14 protein-coding genes and 1 tRNA gene are annotated in these 17,464 nt (G+C 48.7%); 10 read left to right on the top strand and 5 right to left on the bottom strand.

Going from position 1 to position 17,464, the window contains the following annotated elements; genetic code table 11:
* From KKE17_12705 to KKE17_12695, 3 genes are all read left to right on the top strand, one after another.
* Positions 1-219 (top strand): hypothetical protein (locus KKE17_12705; protein MBU1710856.1); only part of this gene is annotated, 219 nt, incomplete at its 5' end.
* Between the two features lie 268 nt (positions 220-487).
* The gene (locus KKE17_12700; GenBank protein ID MBU1710855.1) at positions 488-862 is read left to right on the top strand and encodes a PilZ domain-containing protein; all 375 of its coding nucleotides are present in this window, start codon (positions 488-490) and stop codon (positions 860-862) included.
* 77 nt (positions 863-939) lie between these two features.
* On the top strand, positions 940-2,457 hold the full coding sequence (locus tag KKE17_12695) for a protein phosphatase CheZ (GenBank protein ID MBU1710854.1): 1,518 nt from the start codon (positions 940-942) through the stop codon (positions 2,455-2,457).
* 146 nt (positions 2,458-2,603) lie between these two features.
* On the opposite strand, the gene KKE17_12690 is transcribed toward KKE17_12695, so the two are convergent.
* Together KKE17_12690 and KKE17_12685 are read right to left on the bottom strand one after the other, a co-directional pair.
* The gene (locus KKE17_12690; protein ID MBU1710853.1) at positions 2,604-3,251 is read right to left on the bottom strand and encodes a PEP-CTERM sorting domain-containing protein; all 648 of its coding nucleotides are present in this window, start codon (positions 3,249-3,251) and stop codon (positions 2,604-2,606) included.
* Between the two features lie 446 nt (positions 3,252-3,697).
* A tRNA-Cys gene (locus KKE17_12685) sits at positions 3,698-3,773 on the bottom strand.
* A gap of 246 nt (positions 3,774-4,019) precedes the next feature.
* Between KKE17_12685 and rnc the strand changes: the two genes are divergently transcribed.
* The 4 genes from rnc (at position 4,020) to KKE17_12665 (ending at position 6,561) form a co-directional block, all read left to right on the top strand.
* Entirely contained in the window at positions 4,020-4,784 is a 765-nt protein-coding gene (gene rnc / locus KKE17_12680; protein ID MBU1710852.1) for a ribonuclease III, read from the top strand.
* A complete protein-coding gene (locus tag KKE17_12675; GenBank protein ID MBU1710851.1) occupies positions 4,781-5,809 on the top strand; it encodes a radical SAM protein in 1,029 nt (342 codons plus the stop codon). The genes rnc and KKE17_12675 overlap by 4 nt, the downstream gene beginning before the upstream one ends.
* Before the next feature lie 98 nt (positions 5,810-5,907).
* Complete coding sequence (locus KKE17_12670; GenBank protein ID MBU1710850.1) at positions 5,908-6,135, top strand: hypothetical protein; 228 nt, start codon at positions 5,908-5,910, stop codon at positions 6,133-6,135.
* Between the two features lie 60 nt (positions 6,136-6,195).
* Positions 6,196-6,561, top strand: a complete 366-nt coding sequence (locus KKE17_12665) for a response regulator (protein ID MBU1710849.1) — start codon at positions 6,196-6,198, stop codon at positions 6,559-6,561.
* A 4-nt stretch (positions 6,562-6,565) separates the two neighbouring features.
* Here the strand turns inward: KKE17_12665 and cmoB are convergent, their stop codons facing one another.
* Positions 6,566-7,531, bottom strand: coding sequence for a tRNA 5-methoxyuridine(34)/uridine 5-oxyacetic acid(34) synthase CmoB (cmoB, locus tag KKE17_12660; GenBank protein ID MBU1710848.1), 966 nt, complete (start codon positions 7,529-7,531; stop codon positions 6,566-6,568).
* 223 nt (positions 7,532-7,754) lie between these two features.
* On the opposite strand from cmoB, the gene KKE17_12655 reads away from it, so the two are divergent.
* Both KKE17_12655 and KKE17_12650 read left to right on the top strand, forming a co-directional pair.
* Positions 7,755-8,447, top strand: a complete 693-nt coding sequence (locus KKE17_12655; protein MBU1710847.1) for a hypothetical protein — start codon at positions 7,755-7,757, stop codon at positions 8,445-8,447.
* 155 nt (positions 8,448-8,602) lie between these two features.
* A complete protein-coding gene (locus tag KKE17_12650) occupies positions 8,603-10,633 on the top strand; it encodes a response regulator (protein MBU1710846.1) in 2,031 nt (676 codons plus the stop codon).
* Positions 10,634-10,765: 132 nt separating this feature from the next.
* Here the strand turns inward: KKE17_12650 and KKE17_12645 are convergent, their stop codons facing one another.
* Positions 10,766-11,128 carry a hypothetical protein gene (locus KKE17_12645; protein ID MBU1710845.1) on the bottom strand — a complete coding sequence of 121 codons (363 nt, stop codon included), beginning with the start codon at positions 11,126-11,128 and terminating at the stop codon, positions 10,766-10,768.
* Between the two features lie 145 nt (positions 11,129-11,273).
* A complete protein-coding gene (locus KKE17_12640) occupies positions 11,274-13,550 on the bottom strand; it encodes an adenylate/guanylate cyclase domain-containing protein (GenBank protein ID MBU1710844.1) in 2,277 nt (758 codons plus the stop codon).
* 947 nt (positions 13,551-14,497) lie between these two features.
* On the opposite strand from KKE17_12640, the gene KKE17_12635 reads away from it, so the two are divergent.
* Positions 14,498-17,464, top strand: a 2,967-nt coding sequence (locus KKE17_12635; protein ID MBU1710843.1) for a hypothetical protein, incomplete at its 3' end; no start/stop codon positions are given.

The raw sequence follows: 17,464 nt of genomic DNA, 5'->3' as shown, positions 1-17,464 counted from the left end.
GTTATTGCCATTGAAAGCGAAGTTGACCCCCGGGTCCTTGAAAGGAAGCTCAAATCCTTTCTTACACCCTCCCTCAGAAGGGGGCGTCTCGTGTCTCTCAAGAGAATCCAGGCACGGTTCGGAATCAAACCCGAGAATTTCGACCAGAAAGCCCCGGGCGGTGCTCAGAAACCGCCTGAAAACGTTTCGGCTAAAAAAGAACCGGCCCGGACCACCTGATATTTCAGGGAAGCGTCCAGGCCAAATCGCCCCTTTTTTAGAATCAGTGTATTCTGGCAAACTTGTTTTACCGTTCAGGATATCAATTTTTGGTCAGCCGACCCGGTTGATAGCCGGGTGTTGCTTTTTGGGAGTGAAAAAGAGTAAAGAGAAAGAGTACAGGATTTGGCGGTTGGTATGTCCCGCAAAACGTTCAACCAGCATTTTTAACAAGGATCGGCTTCGGAGCAGATTAATTGTCGAAACTGCGGGTTAAAAGGGAGTGACCATGAACAGGAAAGATTCTCCAGAGTCGTTTTTAGAAAGACGTCAGCACCAGAGGGTTGGCAAGGATTTTGAGATTCGCTACGGAAGATTTGAAGATCTTCACACAACTTGTTCTGCAAAGACCGGCAAGCTGATTGATATCGGCGGCGGTGGCCTCCGCTTTCTGGCAACGGAACTACTCGAAAGCAATACTCCGCTGGTCATGACTCTGGACCTCTTTGGCTGGTCGCCTGACATGGATAAATGGGCCAAGACCCTGAAGGCCGCCAACCTGGGAGAACTCAAGGTTCTTGCCATGGTGGTCCGGGGGTCTGAAAGCAGGACGGTTTCAGGTGCATTTGAAATCGGCGTGAGGTTTTCGGGCAGCATCAAATAACCGGGTTTTTTTATGTGAGCCCTCAAGTTCTTTATGGATGGATGCAGAGCACTATTTTACAGACCAGGAGTTATTTTATGGAAAAAGGCAAACCGGAAATTAATCTCGAAATAAGCGCAGGCTTTTTTCGAATTCCCACAGAAAATGCAATTTATAATATTACCGTGCTTGGCAATGAAGGAAGCAGTGTGACACGGGTAGTTGAAAAGATTGTTGAGCACGAGCAGAATTCCGCACGCGGGGCGGATTTCACCGGGAGCGCATCCGGGGATGATTTTTATAAAAATATATCCAATGATATTTATAATGACATCGGCAGGCTTGCCAAGAGTCTTTCGTCTACGATAATGGAGATTCCGGCAGAGGACCGGCAGGGTGAAAGGGCAAAACTTGATGATGCCGGCGAAAAGATCGAGGCAGCCAAGGACCAGCTCAAGGATATTGTTTCGATGACCGAAAAAGCCACCATGGAGATCATGGACCAGGTGGAAATGGTGCATGAGGAAACCGATGCCGTCAAGGACTTGCTTTCCATATTAAAGGATCATAAGGCTTTCAGCGCCACAGAAGCCTCGGTGGGTTTTGAGGATGAAACCGGAAAGGAAACAATTTCTTTTTCAGAAAAAATAAGCCAGGTTCGCGGGGCCCTGGAAAAGGCGGGCAGTTTATTGGAGGAAATCAACCTGCTCGGCGATGGGGGAATTTCTGCGGAGAGCGTTTCTGAAGTGCCGCAGAAAACCAGGTACCTGTTTCAGCTTGATCCGGTTTTTCAGACGATTTATGAGCTCTGCACCAATGAAACGGTGAAAGGGCATATCAGCGCGGCCCGGGGAAGGGCTAATGAAATTTTCGACTATGACCGATTTGTTGATGCCATCAGTCCTAAAGTGGAAAGCCTGCCTGAAGAGGATGGGTTTCTGACCGTGCCCCTGGCGGATGTTTTCGGGCCTTTGTCTGAAGCATGCAAGGATAAGGGAACAAAGAACCTCTTAAAGAAGATGGATGCGGGAAAAGGCGATATTTTCCTTGATCAGAGTCTGCCCCTTGAAATGCCTGAAACGGAGATTGTCGGCGGCAGAATAGAAACGGCTGCAGGGGAAAGTATGGTTCCGGATTCGCGAATCGACGAGATACGCTCATTGCTTGCGGAAAGTCTTACAGGCCTTGATGAGATACCCGAAACAAGCGGCTCCGGTACAGCAGGAATGGCTGAAAATTTGAGCGTGATGACCTTTGAAGACCAGAAAGAGATTTTTAAGAAGATTGAAAATGCCTTCAACGGGGTCACCAATATCAGCAATCTTGTGTTCAGGATCACCGAGGTCTTGAGTTTCCAGGACCTTTCCGGGCAGCAGATAATGAAGATTATCAAACTGCTCAGTGATTTCCAGATCCAGTTGCTGGCAATTGTCGTATCTTTCGGCACGCAGCTCAAGAGTAAGGAGAAGAAGCCTGATATCTCTCACGAAGAAAGCAAGCAACTTGCTCAGGAAGAGGTTGATACTTATCTCGGCAAAGTCGGAGGCGCTAAAGAACCGGGCGCCCCGTTGGATCAGGATACGGTCAATAAAATGCTTGAGGAAATGGGGTTTTAATTTCTATCGCTACAGGGGAAATAACCGGCTCACTATTTTTTTCTGTATACATCCAGGTAGTTATGATGGAATCAGCGTAAACGAAAACGGCCGGATGACTGTGATGTCACCCGGCCGTTTTCGTTATAAATTACTAATGCGAGAAATCAGTCCTTCCGACGTTTCCGGCCCAGCGCCAGCCCTGCGAGTCCGGTCCCAAAGAGAAGAATGGTGCATGGTTCAGGCACCGGTGCTGCCATGGGCATGAGGAAATCACTGGAATATCCGCTGTAGTAGCCGTGGGGATCCACTGTATAAACCGTTTTCAGGGGAGGTGTGTAAAACCCCCAGTAGGTTACGGCAACGCCGGTATTGATCCCCGGGATAACGCCGTCGAGTTCGATGCTGAAGGTGGCAGTGGAATTTGCTGGGTACACTGAGACGGGATGCTGTCCCCACCAGCCGTACCAGGAATAGCCGTCAAGCGCCTGCGCCTCGGGTGCCCAGTAGTTTGATCCGCTGCCAGATTGAAACTTGTCCCAGTATCCAGGGAAGCCGTAATAGGGACCCGGCGCTGTGACATTGGTAACGAGCGCGGTCTTTGGGATCTGGATGTAAAATCCGTCAAGACCTGTCTTCTCAACGGTCTGCTGGTTGATGTTGCTGACCTCAAAGACAAAGTTCCAGGTATCCGTATCGATCTGGGTCGTGGTCACAGTGATGCTGTATTCGCCGCTCATGGGGGTCGCCCATGCCTGCCCTGATGCGGAAATTACCACAAGCGTCGCACATAAAAGAATTGCTAACCGTTTCATCCTTCCCCTCCATTATATTGGTATGAATGAGTGATTTAAAGAAAACATTGATTTTTAGTAGCAATTTTGATGCCAGAACAATTAACAGCAGATAACCGCTAAAAATCAGTCAATTTCCTTTTAAATCGTAAAAAGAGCTGGGGTTTTTTCCGAAAAGGCGGAAGACTTTTCAATTTTCCGGAGAATCGGCATTGTTGACAGAGAGTGGTGTGTCCATTTTTGCCAGGTGCATATGTGTGCAAATGCAGGGTGGGAAAAATAATTGCGATATGTCTATGAATACCTTTGGATGGGGAATTCTGGCGGAAACAAAGCGGGAAGGGAAAGCAAGAAGGCAAAAAGCCAATTTGAAATAAATCTGGCGTTTGGGTATAAAAGATGTCAAAGAGAACCGCACAGATATAAAAAAAGGAGTTGCCGGAAAGGGCAACCCCTGAATTATTTAATGGAGGCGGCGACCAGATTTGAACTGGTGAATAACGGTTTTGCAGACCGCTGCCTTAGCCACTTGGCTACGCCGCCTTTCTTAGAGGGGACCATCTTATACGTTGATTTTGTTTTTTACAAGAGGAAATATTCATTAACCGGATGAGTCAGGCGGAATTTTTTTAATAGACGCATTTAAACTATTTTCAGAACGAACTTCGGTGAAACCGTTGATCCCTTTGAAAATTCACGAAACATCTGAGAATTATTAAAAGGCACATAATTAGGTATGATGTATAAAATTTCAAACGGATTGCTCTCAGTATATTACGGATTATTCATATGACAGCTTTGATAGGATTACTTGCCGGAGATAATGCCGAGCCCCTTCTGGAACTTGAAAAGTTACTGCAATATGATTTCAAGGACAGATGTCTTTTACAGAAAGCATTGATCCACCGGTCCTTTGCAGCGGAGCAGGGCAGATTGACCGGCCTGGATAATGAGACACTGGAGTTTTTGGGGGATGCGGTCCTGGATCTTGTAGTCGGAGAGCTTCTCTACAAGAAGCATCCGGAAGTTCGCGAAGGCGATTTGACCAAAATGCGCGCCTCCTTAGTCAATGAAGCACACCTGGCGATCATGGCCAGGGCGGTACATCTGGGCGAGTACCTTTTCCTCGGCAAAGGTGAAGACGCTTCAAGCGGCAGGGAAAAGGCCTCAATCCTTTCGTGCGCCTATGAAGCTGTTGCCGGAGCAATTTTTCTGGATGGCGGCTATGATGCCGCATCAGCCTTTATCCAGGAGCATTACGCTTCGTGGATTGATATGGACATAATGAAGATGATCTTTTCCGACTTCAAGAGCAGGCTTCAGGAAAAGATCCAGGAGAAATTCGGTGAAACGCCGGTCTATGTCCTTGATAACCAGGAAGGCCCGGACCATGAGAAAATATTTACCGCGTCGGTTAAACTGAAAGGTCAGGTTCTTGCCACCGGTCAGGCCAGGAATAAGAAAGAGGCCGAGCAGCAGGCTGCGGCAGAAGCATTGACCAGATTTGATCAGATAGATGTCGAATCACCACAAGATCCCGGGGACCCGAAATGACTCCCTTTGTAATTCCTTTTTTCATCGCCCACCAGGGATGTCCCCATCGCTGTGTTTTCTGCAACCAGAGGCATATTGCCGGATCGGCCGAGCCGGGCGAAAACAGCATAACCCCCGAATCGATTACCGGGGAAATCAAAACCTGGCTGGAGCGGCCGCGAAAAAACCCTCTGGCGCCGGTGCAGGTGGCGTTTTACGGCGGCAGCTTCACAGGAATCGAGACCCTGAAGCAGCAAGAATATCTGAGCGCGGTCCAGCCATTCATTGCATCCGGGCGGGTAGCATCAATCCGGATATCAACCAGGCCGGATTATATTGATGATCGAATAGTGCAATTTCTGAAAAGTTACAAGGTCAAGATTGTTGAGTTGGGCGTCCAGTCCCTGGATGATCGGGTTCTTGCGCAGAGCGGTCGAGGGCATACCGCAAAGCAGGTTGAAGATGCCGTTGAGCTCCTGCAACATCATGGGTTTTCCGTAGGCGTTCAGTTGATGGTAGGACTTCCGGGCGAAACCACGAAATCCCTTTTTGAGGGTGTCCGGCAAGTGATTGGCATGCGGCCTGATTTTGTCCGGATTTATCCGGTGCTGATCATTGGTGATACGGAACTTGAAATACTGTATAATCAAGGGCGATATGCGCCCCTGACCCTGAATCGCGCCGTTGCTCTGACTGCGAAAATGAAAGAAAGGTTTGGCCGGGCGGCAATCAGGGTGGTGCGCATGGGTCTTCAGCCATCTGTGTCCCTTGAGAAAAGTGTGATTGCCGGGCCGTATCATCCGGCCTTTGGTGAACTTGTTCTTTCGCGGATAATGTTCAATAAGACAAGGGCGGTGCTCAAAGGTGCAGAAGCCGGAAGCGGGCGGCAGCAGGGTGTCCATATTGCTTCGGTTGATGAATCGATTTTCAGGGGTCCGGGCAATGTCAGCTTCAAGAGACTTGCCTCCCTCGGTCTCCTTGACAACAGAGCTTTGGTGCTGGAGCCGCTCCAGGAGAGAAATACGGTTTTTCTCTCGGCTGCATGATATTATGATAATATTTTAATCGTGGAGTGTATGATGCACGCCTCAGGATGGCTTATTAAATACTTAAGAATGCCGGTTATCTGCCGCCGGAGATAGACTTGAAAAAAGAGATTCAGCGAATTGAAGAATTGATTTCTGCAGTCGAAGATGAGCATCAGCGCCTCCGGCAGCTTAAAAAACTTGATTTTCTCCGGCTGAAGATTCAGAATATAAGGCAGCGGCCGTTAAATCTTGAAGAATATGAAATCTATCACCGGAAGGTTGTTGAAAAGATATCTGTTTCCGATCTTTTCGGGAAGGAAAAGAAATCTGGGAAAGCAGGATGACAAATGCTGTGCAGGCTATGGAAGATTCAGCAATATTAACCTGTTGTGACAAGGGATAACATGGCGCAAATTCTCATTATTGAAGATGACCCGCAGCTACGGGATGTGTTAAGGCAACATATGGAGTATGACGGCCATCATGTTTTTGATGCAGCAAATGGCGCCCATGGCCTTGATACTTATAACGCGCAGAAAATCGATTTAGTTATCACTGATATTTTTATGCCTGACAAGGAAGGGATTGAAACAATTATCGAGCTTCGTGAGAAATCACAGAAGGTCAAGATCATCGCCATGTCCGGAGGAGGAAGGCTTGAATCAGTAGATTATCTCATACTTGCACAGAACCTGGGCGCCAACCGGATTTTCAACAAACCGTTTAAATGGGCCGACATGCGGTTGGCCATCAACGAACTGCTGGGGTGAAATCTCACCCGCTCTTCTTTCCTTTCAGATAGACCCGGATCGGTGCAGGATACCCCTCAATGGTTCGGGTCGGGTCTTTTGGATCAATAAAATCGTCATAGGATTCAAACTCCATCCACTGGGTCCGTCTCTGCTCGGTGTTTGTCATGGGATGGTGATCAAATATTTCAACCTCGGTGAAACCTGAACGGGTCATCCAGTTCTTGAGACATGCTGCGGTAGGCACGAAATAGGTGCCCGGCACCTTGGCATAGCGTTCTTCCGGGAAAATAGCCATGGGGTCGTTGCCGGGTATGCCTTGAGACTCGACGATGAGGGTGCCGCCGGGGCGCATTGCCGTGAAAATATCTTTCAGGGTCTCAACGGGTGAGCTGCGGTGGTAAAGGATTCCCATCAGGAAAACCACGTCAAAGGAATTTTCAAATAAGCCGATCTGTTCAACGCCCATTCGTTCGATAAAGAGGTTATCCAGCCCGGCAAAGGTGTTCAGGGTTTTAAAGGTGAAATAATAATGCAGATAAGGCTCAAAGCCGATGACATACTTCGGTTTGAAAGCGGCCATGCGGAACATGTAGTAACCGTTATTGCAGCCGATATCGGCAATGATTTTTCCTTCCAGATCCGGAAGGACGGGCAGTACCCTGTTCCACTTGCGCTGGCTTTGCCATTCGGAATCAATCTCAAGGCCGAAGATTTCAAAGGGCCCCTTTCTCCACGGCATGAAGTTGCGCATCGCTGTGTGTATTTTTTGTTGATCAGCAGATGTCAACTCATCTCTTGCGCCGATTTTCACCACATCTCCTGAAACATCAAGGTGCTTCGCCCTGATATGGGAAAGTTCCCGGAGCGGCTCAAGGTAGCGGGTGATACCCTTTTTAGGAAGAGCGAGCCATTTGTCGTTTTCCTCCTGCAAAAGGCGGATTTTCTCCTGATGCGGCGTATTCAGATATTCTATGTAATTATTGTGCACGGAAGGTAATCCCTGTGAAGTAAGTGATTTTAACTGCTGCGGGGAGCTTCAATCAAGTGGCTCCTTTATACAATATCACCTGCAACACTGCAAATTCATCTTGGCTATGAAAGATACTTTCAGCTGTAAGGTTCATTTGACAGATATCATGTAAACTGCTAATAAAGATAATGATCTTTTGCCGGTGTTTGCTTCCGGTTATGAACAAATGCGGAGGGTGGGAATGGAAAATGTAATTGTCTGGTATATTTTTACTCTGGCCGACGGATCAAAGGTGGAATTTGATCTTCCCATCGGTGGTGAGAATTTCCAACTGCAGGGTAAAATGCCCGATGTTCTGCCTGATTGGGCCAAACTCGATTTCCAGCAATGCCACCATTGTCCGCTTAAAGTATCCGAATCACCGTATTGCCCGCTTGCGGCAAATATCGTGGGGATTGTCGAAGGGTTCGGCTCCCTGGTATCATATGATCCGATTCACGTGGATGTTGTCACCGAGGAAAGAAGCATCTCGCAGGATACCACGGCGCAACAGGCAATCAGTTCGCTGATGGGTTTGGTGATCGCCACCTGCGGCTGTCCGCATACCGCTTTTTTAAAACCCATGGCCCGGTTTCATCTTCCCCTGGCAAGCGAGGCGGAAACCATCTATCGCGCCACCTCCATGTATATGCTGGCTCAGTATTATATCAAGCAGCACGGTGGTGAGCCGGATTTCGATCTTAAAGGGCTGACCTCGCTGTATAAGAATGTCCAGGAAGTAAACCTGGCAATTGCCGACCGGCTGCGGGTGGCAATCGAGACCGACTCCTCAGTCAATGCCATCATTCTTCTGGACATGTACGCCAAGGTCATGCCCTTTGCCGTCAAGGAATCCCTTGAAGAACTCAAGCATCTCTTCCAAGCATATGTCTGATCTGCAGATCTCAGGAAGGATCATGCTTTTCAGGTGATGTCTGTCCTGTTATGGGTTTTCTGCATTCCTGAAAAAACACCTGACATTAATAAGATATGGTGAGCTGTCATGGTTTGTGCTACCATGTGGTATTCAGGCGGAGAGACTCGCAGTCCATGCATGGCACAATGCACGCCAGCTCAAGGGCCATCACTCTTTGGATAGATTTTCTGTGTCTTCCGTCTCCGAGCCTGGATCTTTACAAAGGAGTTGATGTGTACAAGTTTGATTTTCTGAAAGGCATCATCTTTGCATCTATTGTTGCGGTCCTGACTCTCAGCGCCTACACGGTGTTTTATCTTTATCCTTCCTTTGAAAAACTCCTGCGGAAAAATATAACCACGGATGCGGAACGGGTTGCAGTCCATCTCGGGCATATGCTGAATATAGCAAACGACCAGATCGACTCTCAATCCCTCCCTGATGATTTCAAGCATCAGATCGAAATCATGCTGGATGACTTTGAACTGATGAAGGTCAAGCTTTTCAGCCCGGAAGGGCTCATCGTCTTTTCAACTGACAAAGAAGATGTCGGCGAGGTGAATGAAAAGCCTTATTTTCGGGAAATAGTTTCCAGGGGGAAGATTTATTCCAAGATTGTCAGAAAAGACTCCATGACTCTGGAGGGCCAGAAAGTAACCACCGATGTCATGGAGATCTATGTGCCGATAATCCTTGGCGGCAAGTTTACAGGTGCCGCGGAAGTATATTATGACATCACTGAAAATCTTCTCTTGTTGAAAAGGCAGTTCCAACGATTCAATTATACCCTGTATCCCATATCCCTGTGCCTGCTTCTGGGGATAATTTTTGCTTCGATGAAGGCAGAAAAGAGTATTTCCCGACTTAAAAAAATGGATGAAAAATTACAGCAGGCCCATGACCAGCTCGAACAGAAGGTCCTGGAAAGAACCGGTGAACTCTCCAACGCCTATCTCAATCTGCAACGGGAAATCGATGAGCATAAACAAACAATCAAGGAAAAGTCAGGGCTTCAGAATCAACTGATTCAGGCCCAGAAAATGGAGGCCATCGGCACTCTGGCGGGCGGCATTGCCCATGATTTTAATAATATTCTTTCCGCGATCCTCGGCTATTCGGATTTAGTGATCAGAGAGCTGCCGCCGGGTGATCAGAAGCGCCAGGACCTGGGACAGGTTATCAAGGCAGGGCTGCGGGCCAAGGAACTTGTCAAGCAGATCCTCACTTTCAGCCGGCAGTCGGATCAGGAAAAGTGTCCGGTAATGGTGCATCTGATCATCAAGGAAGTCTTGAAACTTCTTCGAGCCTCAATCCCTGCGACAATTGAAATCAGACAGGACATCTATCCTGATTGTGGCGCTGTTTTTGCCGATCCGACCCAGATTCATCAGGTGATTATGAATTTATCTACCAATGCCGTGCATGCCATGGAAGAAAAAGGCGGGATCCTGCAGATGATATTGCAGGAAGTGGAGCTTGGCGCTGATGATTGTGCAGGGGAACCCGGAATGTTTCCGGGAAGATATGCAAAACTTACGGTGAGCGATACCGGTTGCGGAATGTATGAAGCGGTGCTTGAAAGAATATTCGAACCGTATTTCACCACCAAGGACGTGGATAAGGGGACGGGGCTTGGTCTGTCGATGGTGCATGGTATTGTCAGGAGTTGCAGCGGGATGATTCAGGTTGAGAGCGAAAGAGGCAAGGGCAGCGTTTTTAATGTTTTTCTGCCGGTAATCAGCCAGGGGTTTTTCATGGAGGAAGAAGAGGAAGGTGATCTTCCCGGTGGCAATGAAAAGTTGCTGCTGGTGGATGATGAAAAGGAGATTTCCGCTCTTATCAAAAGGAATATGGAGGAGCTTGGATATAAGGTCACCGCAATGGTGGACAGCCTGAAAGCCTTGGATGAGTTCAGGGCCCATCCGGACTACGATCTTGTTATTACCGATCTCGCCATGCCTCACCTGTCAGGGGATGCGTTGATTCAGGAAATAAGAAAAATAAACCCCGGTACGCCGATTATTCTCTGTACCGGATACAGTGAGAGAATATCATCCGAGTCTGCAAGAAAAAAATTGGGCATCAACGATTTTCTTGTCAAGCCGGTTACAAGAGAGGAGCTGGCAAAGACGGTCCGGAAAGTTCTGGACCGGAAATCAGAGTGAGTGAGGGGTGAATAGTGATGAGTTATGAGAGATGAGTAAAGAGTGAGGGGCTGGTTAAAGTTTATGCCGCTCTGATATATATTCTGACTCCTGCCTTCCGGCTTCTGACTCCGGGCCTTTAATCCTTGCTCTTCACTTGTTCTTCCAGTCCTCCAGAACAAAATTTTTCAGCGCCATAGCCAGGTCTTTCCGGGTGAGATCGGTCTGGGCGATAAGAATTTTCCCCAGGGGGAACGAGCCTTTCCGTTGGTCCGTCAACAGGAGATCCACCTGCTCTTCGGTGAGAAATCCCAGCTTTACGGCAATCTCGCCATATCGCTGTTGCGTTCGGAGCTGTTCAAGGAGAATGCGGATATTCTGTTTCTTGTTGAGGAACCCGATATTGCGGGCGCATTTGCCAAAGGGCCGCCCTGCCTGGCGCTGGGTTTCCAGGGCAAGTTGGATATCCTCCTCGGTTGCCATTTTGGTCATCACCAGATATTCGCCGAATTTCATAAGCCGCCTATCCCGAATATTTCAGGAGGTAAATGATTTCGTTAAGATAATTTCTACTTGGCTTATTCAACATGTCATTTATTTTCTTCAATTATTACGTTATTTCGACATAAACAATTTCATCGAATGTCATGAATTATCCGGGTTATTTGGAAGTGAGGACGTGAACCCCATCCCAATTCTTGCCGGGCGGGGAAAGGCGAAAATCAAGACAGCGCTCAAGATAGGTCAGCGTCGGGCCGTCATCATGCTCGGCATCAAAAAGGGCGCCGAAGACATTGATTGCCTTATCCCATTCCCTGGCCTTGTAATGGCCAAGGCCGATATTGTATTGCCTGACGAGTTCTTCGGTGTGCTGGTCCAGCCCACCTTTTCTGGCAAGGAGTTCATAGATGGTGATCGCCTCCTGTTTGCCGACAACGCGCACCGTATCCAGTTCACGGACCTCAAATCGATCTTTGCATAATTTATAGGTGAACTGGCTGATCATGATGGAGGTCTCGTATTGTTTGTTGACCCCTTCCAGGCGCGCAGCCAGGTTTACCGCGTCCCCCATGATCGTGTAATCCATGCGCTGCGCCGAACCCATATTGCCGACAACCATCATGCCGGTATTGATCCCCATGCGGACACTGAGGAGCGGTTTTCCCCGGCTCTGCCAGTTGCGGTTCAGTTCGGCAAGCCGCTGCTGCATATCCAGGGCCATGAAACAGCATTTGGCGGCGTGATCCGGGTCTTCCAGGGGCGCGCCGAAAAAGGCGATGATCGCGTCTCCCTCGTATTTGTCCACGGTGCCGTTGTACCTGAGGACAATATTGGTCATCTCGGTGAGGTATTCGTTCAGGAGTTCTACTAATTCTTCAGGATTCATTTTTTCGGATATGGAGGAAAATCCGGCAACATCGGAGAAGAAGGCGGTGAGCTCTTTGCGATTGCCGCCCAGTTTGAGTTTTTCCGGGTCAAGAATAAGTTCGTTGATGACATCAGGGGAGAGATACTGGGAAAACGCCCCCTGGATATAGCGTTTTTCCTTTTCCTCGACAATGTAGCGGTAGACGTAAAGGGACGATGCCACCGCAATGATTTCCATGAGCGGTGCAACCGGGCTGACTACAATCAGGCTGCTGAACAGAGAATAGCAGATAAAAAAGGCGGCACCGGAGAGCAGCAGGATGACTCCGCCGTTGATCATCGCTCCGAAGCGCGACATTGTGAGGAGCAGGATGAGCCCCACCGTGAAAACCCCAAGAAGGTCGATGACCATCTTGGAGACCTTGGGCTCGGAAAGGATCTGATTGGTCCGGATATTTTCAATGATTGTCGCATGGATCTCGATTCCCGGAAAGACCTCGTCAAAGGGGGTGATCCGCACGTCTTCAATGGCGGTGGCGGTTGCGCCCACCAGGACTATTTTGTTTTCAATCTTTTCGCGCGGCACAGTGCCGTCAAGGATGTCGGCAATGGAGATATGCTCGAATGTCCGGCTCGGTCCGTAATAATTGATCCGCATCTCGCCGCGGTCATTGGTGGGAATGGTTAATGCTTCATCGCCGATGGCCAGGGCAACCTGCTCAACGCCTGCCGGGTCGACGAGGATCAGCACCGGGCATTCAAAGTATTGCCGGAGCATGGAGAGTGACAGCGGCGGGAAGAAATAATCATCCCTGTCCTTAAGGCCCACCATGTCACGGTATTTGACAATCAGCGGAATCTTGCGGATGGAGCCGTCGCTTTCCGGGCTGAAGTTGAAATAGCCGGCAAGGTTTATCCCCTCGGTGATTTCCGCGATGTTTGATTCCACAGCATAGGCGGTGGGAAGATCCAGTGAACTGATCCGGGTGCCCGGTTGCTGTTTGATTCCGGAAAAGCGGGTTTTTTCAACCGCCTTGAGATAGGACTCCATTTCCGCTTCAGAGAGATGTTCCAGGCCGTCTTCGGAAAAATGGAAAAAATAGCCCAGCACCGCCCTGCCGTAATTCTTGAGCGAGGTGTTAAGAATTCCGTCGGTATTTGCCAGGGCCGCAGCCCGGCTGATTTCCCGGCTGATGTCTTGAGAAACCCTGCCTTTGAGGGATTCTTGAAGATTGACCAGCTGTCTGCCGGCAGCGCTGGTCTCAGGCGAGGAAAAAACAATATCGAACCCCGCCACCCCGGCCTTGTATTCGTTGAGTCTGTCGATGAGCCGGGCGATGGTGTCGCGCTGCCACGGCCAGCGGCCAAGCTGGTCAATGCTTTTTTCGTCGATTGCGGCAATGACTATGGTATCGCTCTGGGGCACGGGGCCGCGGATTTTGAAGAACATGTCTTCGCTGAGCAGGTCGAGCCTGCTGATCAGCGGTGTGGCAATAAAATACAGGAATAATACGGCAACGGTTGCCGCGGTGAAGATGATGGAATGGATTTGAAATGGTTTGTATTTCATGAAAGGGATCTTCGTTTCTCCAAGTGTCAAAAAAAACCGGTTTCGGTAAGGTTCTCAATGCGCCGGCCTGATATTTTCTCCCCTCAATCAACACAAAAATGAGATCAATCCAGGATTGATGAAATCCTGAAAAGGCTGATTTCATCGAGATATTGCATTGTAACAGATTGATTTTATAAGGTGGACCTTTTATTACAACGACTTTTTACGGGTCCATCAGGATTGAGTCTTTATTTATACCAGATGGCAGGTAAATGGCAATATCGATAATCTTGTGAAAACTCGAATACCTCAACTGTCGCCTTCAGTAATTCCGATAAATTATAAGAGGGATACGCATCTGCATCGTGGTTTCGGAGTCTCGCAGAGTCTGCTTACCTCGAAGTTTAGACACTCTCTTATCTTTGATGCCGACAATATCAGGGATTATTTCCCTGATTTTTCCTGCAGGTATTCCGGTAAACCGGAAATTTGATCGATGCCAGTGATAAGATCAAACGACCGGGGCAAAGTATTACTCTTTTATTTCTGACCAGGGGCTTTTGTTTTTTTATGTTTAATCATTGTAATAGAACCTAAATTCAATGACTTTGTCGAAGGTGTTGATTTTTAAGAAATTTCAACCGGTTAATAATTTATAATATCTCTTGATACCTCACTCTGTGGTATAGAAATTGCTTATATTCTAATACCGGATTTCGAGTATTTGAGGGGTTTTATTTTGAGGGGATTAATCTAGCTCAGTAGTGTTTTTCATGATGGAAAGAAGCTGTCCGGATTCTGACGCCGGCAGGGAAATGAAAAACATTTCAATCTATTTTTTTCTTTGTTTACCTCAACTGATTCCGACTTCAAGCAAGACTGCATTATAGAATCTGATTTTGATGACCCGGTCGATCGCAGCATAATGGCCGGAAGCTGATGGTTCATTTTCAGGGAGAAAGACAATGTTCGCAATAGTTACACTTGTGAGAGGTGTTTTCCGTAAATCAAATTTATTGGGAATATTAGCCCTGTGTGGTTTGCTTGCATTCCTGCATGGGACTGCTGTGGCGGCAACCAGAACCTGGAACGGTAGTTTTACACCTGACCCCACTAATTGGAACGAATATATGAACTGGGATACAGGTTTTGTCCCAGTGCCCGGTGATGATGTAGTTATTCCTGGCGGATTTGTCGTTAATCATTCTTCCGGCACAACAACCGTAAATAGTGTAACGATAGCAAATTCCTCAACCGTGAATCTTTCAGGGGGGACTTTTGACGGCGGGACGCTCACCGGCGCCGGGACTTTGAACTGGACTGGCGGGATGTTATCCGGCGGCACCTATAATCTCAGCTCGGCCCAGGGCCTGGTGATCAATGCTGGAACCGCCAAAGAACTTTATAACACCGTGACCAATGCCGGCACCATGACCTTGGCCGGCGATGGTCTTACCTTTCTCGCCAACAATAACGGTTACTTAAACAACCAGGGTAATTTAATCATACTGGGCGATTTTGCCTTCCTCGATGGCGGCGGCGCCGGTACAAGGCTTATTACCAACACCGGCACCATCACCAAGAGCGGCGGAGCCGGTACGACTTCCATCAATGTCGGGTTTAATAATAACAACCCCGGTATTATTAACGTGCAGAGCGGCACCCTGGATTTTAATTCCACCCTGAATCATGCCTCAGGAGCTTTTATCTATGGCATCGGCACCATCGACGTCACCGACGCCACCTTCACCAACAACGGCAACACGAACCCCGGCCACTGGACCGGCGGTAACTTACCCGGTATTCTGACCATTTCCGGCAATTATCCGATGACCGCCTCCACCGTGCTCAACATCGAACGGGGCGGTCTGGCGGTTGGCACCGAATATGACCGTTTGGTCGTAAGCGGTGCAGTCACCCTTAACGGCACCCTCGTGGTCGAACTGATCTATTCATTTCCCAATGTTGGAGATACCTATACCATTCTTACCGCCTCAAGTATTACCGGCAGTTTCCTGACCCAGACTCTGCCGGTTGTTTCAGGAATTACCTGGAATGTGGTAAATGACGGCACAAATCTTATTCTGCAAGCCATATCGGATTGGGACATTGATGGGGACTGGATGGACGATGACTGGGAAATCCTGTATTTCGGTGATCTTTCCCGGGATGGAACGTTGGACCTTGATAATGACGGGCAATCCGATAAGTACGAATACGGGGACGGCACCGACCCCACCAATCCGGACAGCGACGGCGACGGTCAGCTGGATGGCGCCGAAGTCTGCTATGGCAGCGACCCCAACGATATCGACAGTACCTTCACAACCCCGATTATTGCCAGCTCCAACAGCAGGGGATACCCCGGCAATAGTTTGAGCTATTTTGTCACGAGCACAAGCAGTGACGGCCGTTATGTGGCTTTTGACTCATTTGCCACCAACCTGGATCTGGACTTTGTGGACACCAATGCAACGTGGGATGTCTTTCTCAAAGATATTCAGACCGCGAAGATCACCTATGTCAGTACTGACAGTTCCGGGGTTCTGGGGAATCTTCTAAGTGGTAGTCCGGCGATAAGCGGTAATGGCCGCTATGTGGTTTTTCGTTCAGCAGCCACCAACCTGGTCACAGGGGATACCAATGGATTTTCTGACATCTTTCGAAAAGACATTCAAACCGGCGTTACCACCCTGGTGAGCAGCGACAGTGCAGGAGGGTTTGTGAATAATGAATCCTCGAGACCACGCATCAGCAGTGACGGCCGCTATGTAGTTTTTGAGTCAGCCGCCACCAATCTGGTGCCAGATGATACCAATGGGTATAACGATATCTTCCTCAAAGACACCTCGAATGGCGCTATCACCCTGCTGAGCCGTGACAGTTCAGGGACAATTGGCAATGGTATCAGTAGTTTTCCATCCATAAGCAGTGATGGCACTTATGCGGTTTTTCATTCAGCTGCAACAAACCTGGTAACCGGAGATACCAACGGGTTTCCCGATGTATTCATCAAAAACATCCAAACCGGTGCGGTAACCCTGGTGAGCAGCGACAGTTCATTGGTGATTGGCAATAATGAAAGTAATGATGCATCCATCAGCAGTGACGGCCGTTATGTGGCTTTTCTTTCACTTGCCGACAACATGGTGGCAGGAGATGTCAATGGAGATATGGATGTCTTTATCAAAGACACCCAGACCGGTATTACCACTCTGGTCAGCAGTGACAGCGCCGGGACGTTTGGAAATCAATGGAGTTATGGCCCAAGCATAAGCGGTGACGGCCGTTATGTGGCATTTTATTCCTATGCGACCAACCTGGTGGCAGATGTTATCAATACGGATACCCATGTTTTTATCAAAGATACCCAGACCGGCGCCATCGCCCTGGTGGACAAGAACAACGCCGGTGTTGTGGGAGATTATAATAGTCTGGAACCAGCCATAAGCAGCGACGGCCGTTACGTTGCTTTTGAATCAGAGGCGGCAAACCTGATCCCATGGGACAACAATTATACTTCGGATATATTCTGGACGGTAAACCCGGTTTATGTCAGCTCCTCGTCTTTTACCGTCACCCCATCAGCCGGAATCAACGGCAGTATCAGTCCCAATACTCCGCAGAGTGTGGAGGCCGATGCCACGACAGCTTTCATCATTACTCCGAACGCAAATTATCTTATCGATTCGGTCAGCGGTTGTGGCGGCAGCCTGGTTGGAAGCACTTATACAACCGCTGCAATTACCGCCAATTGCACAGTGACCGCAAGCTTTGTTATTCAAACCTTTACTGTCACTCCGGTTGCAGGTACTGGCGGCAGCATCAGCCCGTCAACACCGCAGACGGTGAACTCCGGCAGCGGCACTATATTTACCATCACTCCGAATGCGGGCTATGACATTTTAGATGTGACTGGCTGCGGCGGCAGT

The organism is Pseudomonadota bacterium, from assembly GCA_018823135.1.
In the GTDB taxonomy this organism is placed as follows: Bacteria; Desulfobacterota; Desulfobulbia; order Desulfobulbales; family CALZHT01; genus JAHJJF01.
Note: the sequence above shows the minus strand (reverse complement) of the source record. Positions and strands in the feature narration are given on the sequence as shown.

What these genes read in the sequence shown, in the direction of transcription:
- KKE17_12645 (MBU1710845.1), bottom strand. Translation starts at nt 11,128, where the DNA reads ATGAAATTCGGCGAATATCTGGTGATGACCAAAATGGCAACCGAGGAG.
- rnc (MBU1710852.1), top strand. Translation starts at nt 4,020, where the DNA reads ATGACAGCTTTGATAGGATTACTTGCCGGAGATAATGCCGAGCCCCTT.
- KKE17_12650 (MBU1710846.1), top strand. Translation starts at nt 8,603, where the DNA reads ATGCATGGCACAATGCACGCCAGCTCAAGGGCCATCACTCTTTGGATA.
- KKE17_12690 (MBU1710853.1), bottom strand. Translation starts at nt 3,251, where the DNA reads ATGAAACGGTTAGCAATTCTTTTATGTGCGACGCTTGTGGTAATTTCC.
- KKE17_12640 (MBU1710844.1), bottom strand. Translation starts at nt 13,550, where the DNA reads ATGAAATACAAACCATTTCAAATCCATTCCATCATCTTCACCGCGGCA.
- KKE17_12665 (MBU1710849.1), top strand. Translation starts at nt 6,196, where the DNA reads ATGGCGCAAATTCTCATTATTGAAGATGACCCGCAGCTACGGGATGTG.
- KKE17_12675 (MBU1710851.1), top strand. Translation starts at nt 4,781, where the DNA reads ATGACTCCCTTTGTAATTCCTTTTTTCATCGCCCACCAGGGATGTCCC.
- KKE17_12655 (MBU1710847.1), top strand. Translation starts at nt 7,755, where the DNA reads ATGGAAAATGTAATTGTCTGGTATATTTTTACTCTGGCCGACGGATCA.
- KKE17_12700 (MBU1710855.1), top strand. Translation starts at nt 488, where the DNA reads ATGAACAGGAAAGATTCTCCAGAGTCGTTTTTAGAAAGACGTCAGCAC.
- KKE17_12695 (MBU1710854.1), top strand. Translation starts at nt 940, where the DNA reads ATGGAAAAAGGCAAACCGGAAATTAATCTCGAAATAAGCGCAGGCTTT.